This is a genomic window from Schinkia azotoformans (assembly GCF_035811335.1).
GTDB classification, from domain to species: domain Bacteria; phylum Bacillota; class Bacilli; order Bacillales; family Bacillaceae_J; genus Schinkia; species Schinkia azotoformans.
Map to the genome: position 1 here is coordinate 1 of NZ_JARSMD010000038.1, position 3,242 is coordinate 3,242.

Below are 3,242 nucleotides of genomic sequence, written 5' to 3' on the forward strand. Positions count from 1 at the left end.
TGTAAACGGGCACATTATTCCGGATTCCCTTTTCCACTTTAATTCGGCGGAAAATCTGAAATAATGTGCAATTTTTTTCACTTTATTTCGGAATGTGCAAAATTATGTTCAAATTGTTTCAGCTAATAATGAAGGAAAAAATCCCCTTCTAAAAGGGGAGATTAAATTCTATATAATCATTCATATCTATCCGAATCTTATAAACTTCATGAGTATGAAGGATAAACTTGACATCATTATTAAGAGTAATAAACCAATCGGAATCATACTCCAAAAAAGCCTTGTAATACCTGTTTAGAATTCGTAACTCAAATGTATAACCTTGGTCTATCCAGTAGGACTGTTGTCCAATCCATACTCTCCACTGTTGGTCGCATTGGTCAAAAACCAAAATCCCTCTTTTCATGATAGACCACTATCCTCAATCGCTAATCTTACGATTTCCTCATCAATTTGGTCCTTTTTAAGTTGAGATCCAAATAATAAACTATTAACCGTTAACACATTAATAACTCGAGACCAACCTTGTGAACGTAATGCAATGGCTTCTATGGCTGCATCCGTAAAAATAGGCATCTTAGCTCCTGCCATCTTCATGTGATGATCAATATAAGCCATTACTTCCTCTTTCGATAATGGTTGAATTTCGTACTTCATAATTATCCTCTGAGAAAGAGGACGATGATGATTTAAGGTTAATCGTGTTTTTAGGTGTGGTAATCCAGATAAAATAAGGATAAAAGGATTCGTAGAATCCATTTGAAAGTTAAATAAAAGTGCTAAATCCTGTAAAAATGCATCTTTTGCCATGTGCATTTCATCTAAAATAAAGACAGGTGTGATCTTCCGATCCCCAGCCATTCGTTCAATCCCTTGTTGAATCTGCCGGAAAAGGTCCACCTTGCGAAACTTTGGTTCTTCTCCTAATCCGTACACCAAGCCACGATAAAAATCCATGACGCCTCCTGTGGAAAGAGGGAAATAGATTACATGATATAGAGAAGGATTCAGCGAATCCTTGAAGGATCGCAACGTAAATGTTTTTCCTACACCGGGGTCTCCAATAAGGAGTCCCATTCCTTTGGACTTTCTTAGATAATCGAGTGCCCCAAGTGCTCCTTGATAATCTGTAGAAAGAAATGCATCAGAAGGACGTAAGTCCTTTGAAAATGGAGCTTGAGATAAAGAATAAAACGATTTATACATGATCCTCTACCTCCTCCGCCGCAACTGACTGTGGCATTGAAAAAGGTGAGCGAACTCGTTTGACATGGGCATTGTCCTTCATGGACACAGGGACTGCTTCCGCCACTTTCTTATCATCTTCAAAAATATAAACTCCTTTTTCATCCATCCGAACATCAATCGAATGACCTACAAAACAAGGTGGCACTTCATAAAGTTGTTTATTTAATGTTATAGTCCCGTCGGCTTTTACTTTCCTCTGTTCCCGTTTCAAAAAGATGGTGTCTAGAATCGTTGTATCCTCTAAAAATGCCACATGTTCCAATTGAGATTGGAAGACTTCATGAGGAGTTTTACCATCTAAAGATGCATGGACACGCCTGTGATAATCTTCCTCTAACCAGCGCCAAAATCTTTCATTTAACTCTTCCAATGAATGAGATGGCTCAGCTTGTAATAGTGGGTAAAACCGCGTTTGAACGGTTTTGAAGAACCTTTCAATTTTTCCCTTTGCACGGGGATCATAAGGCATTGTATGAGCTAGTGTGATCCCTATCTGTGCACATGCATATTGCAGAGTTTCAGAACGATAGATTTTCCCATTATCTGCGTAAATAATCGTTGGTTTCCCTCTACGTAGTAAGGCTTCTTTGGTTACAACTCTTAATCCATCAAATTTCTCAGATGAGAAAAATTGTCCAAACGGAACGAGCCTTGAACAATCATCAATATAGGCAATTAAAAATGTTTTCTTCCTTTTCCCATCAATAGGTACGTAAGGGCCATGAGACAAATCCGCCTGCCATAATACATTTACCTTATCATGGGCAAAACGTTTTCTTTCGGGAGTGGCAACATTATTTTTCCCTACAAGGTTGTGTTTTTTTAGTAATCTATTTATAGTAGAGTAAGATATTTCGATTTTGTTTATCTCTCCATGCTCAATTAGTTGTTCGTAGAAAACACTAACAGGCATATGGAGAGATTTTTTTCTTATATCTAGAATTTGATCTTGGTCTTCAGGCGATAGTCTTCGAGAATTCCCTCGATCCGCTCGTTTCTTCGGTTTTAAAGCTTCAAAACCATTTCTACGATAGTTCAGGAGCCACTCCTTTACTGTTTTAACTGCAACCTTTCGTTCGCCATAATAAGGAACAGAATGGATTTTGTCCTCCAATTCCAAAGAGTATTCTTTTGGATCCACTTGCCCATTTAATAGTGGGGCAATCAAGCCGTACCTAAATAAAGCTACTTGTTCACGTTCTTTTTCTGTCATGGAATTCTTCCTCCTTTTTTAAGAAGGACAACCGGTTATCCATGTTTTATTCTACTTTTTTCGTCGTAATTTGACGATGCAAAAGGTATGTGGGAAAGCCTCTATTTTTTCTAGCCCTATATATGATAAAATGGAGGTGCCATAAAGTATGTAGATAAATGACCCCGTGACCTTCGAAAGAAGGGTGATTCGCCAAAATCAAGGATCATTTTTAAATATTTTATGGCTTCTTCTTTTAAGTCTCCTGAAAACTGAACTACGTATCCCCAATCAACAAAAACCATGTGAACCCAATTTAATTGTTTCATATACCGCTTATAATAAAAGGCTAAGAGTTGTCGGATGCCGTTTGCTTTTTTCCCCTCTATTAATGCCAGTAATCTTGCGATTACGGTATGAATGGTGTGCTGGAAGTAAGGAATGAGAAAGCTTGGAAGAATAGAAAAAGTCTTTAAGCAGCTCGTACACTTGATGCGGCAAATAGGGATGGCCAAAGTTTGGTCCTCTGTAATACCAAAACGATGATAAAAGCCATGGCGATGGAGCGTTCCCCTCGAATGGCAATGGTTGCACTTAGTGAAAATAGGGAAATCATTCCCTTTCCCCCTTTGATGATAGGTTAATAGATCGATTCCGAAGTCATGTACAATAACCATAAAAAATTCCTCCTTCATAATATGCAAAAAATTTAGCATATTACCCCAGAGGATGTATAGTCATTATTCTGAAGGAATTTGAAAAAATTACTGGCTTTTGAGATGAAATAAAGTGCGTGTTTACA

4 protein-coding genes are annotated in these 3,242 nt (G+C 37.8%); all 4 read right to left on the bottom strand.

Features of this window, described 5'->3' with window-relative positions:
- Positions 1-148 precede the first annotated feature (148 nt).
- The gene (locus P9E47_RS19810; protein ID WP_326164474.1) at positions 149-406 is read right to left on the bottom strand and encodes a DUF5348 domain-containing protein; all 258 of its coding nucleotides are present in this window, start codon (positions 404-406) and stop codon (positions 149-151) included.
- Entirely contained in the window at positions 403-1,206 is an 804-nt protein-coding gene (locus P9E47_RS19815) for an ExeA family protein (protein WP_326164475.1), read from the bottom strand. Before P9E47_RS19815 ends, P9E47_RS19810 begins: the two co-directional genes overlap by 4 nt.
- Positions 1,199-2,461, bottom strand: a complete 1,263-nt coding sequence (locus P9E47_RS19820; protein ID WP_326164476.1) for a helix-turn-helix domain-containing protein — start codon at positions 2,459-2,461, stop codon at positions 1,199-1,201. Before P9E47_RS19820 ends, P9E47_RS19815 begins: the two co-directional genes overlap by 8 nt.
- A 116-nt stretch (positions 2,462-2,577) precedes the next feature.
- The gene (locus P9E47_RS19825) at positions 2,578-3,117 is read right to left on the bottom strand and encodes a DUF6431 domain-containing protein (RefSeq protein ID WP_326164477.1); all 540 of its coding nucleotides are present in this window, start codon (positions 3,115-3,117) and stop codon (positions 2,578-2,580) included.
- Positions 3,118-3,242: the final 125 nt, after the last annotated feature.

Coding starts and splice junctions, on each gene's coding strand:
- P9E47_RS19825 (WP_326164477.1), bottom strand. CDS start 3,117: ATGGTTATTGTACATGACTTCGGAATCGATCTATTAACCTATCATCAA.
- P9E47_RS19810 (WP_326164474.1), bottom strand. CDS start 406: ATGAAAAGAGGGATTTTGGTTTTTGACCAATGCGACCAACAGTGGAGA.
- P9E47_RS19820 (WP_326164476.1), bottom strand. CDS start 2,461: ATGACAGAAAAAGAACGTGAACAAGTAGCTTTATTTAGGTACGGCTTG.
- P9E47_RS19815 (WP_326164475.1), bottom strand. CDS start 1,206: ATGTATAAATCGTTTTATTCTTTATCTCAAGCTCCATTTTCAAAGGAC.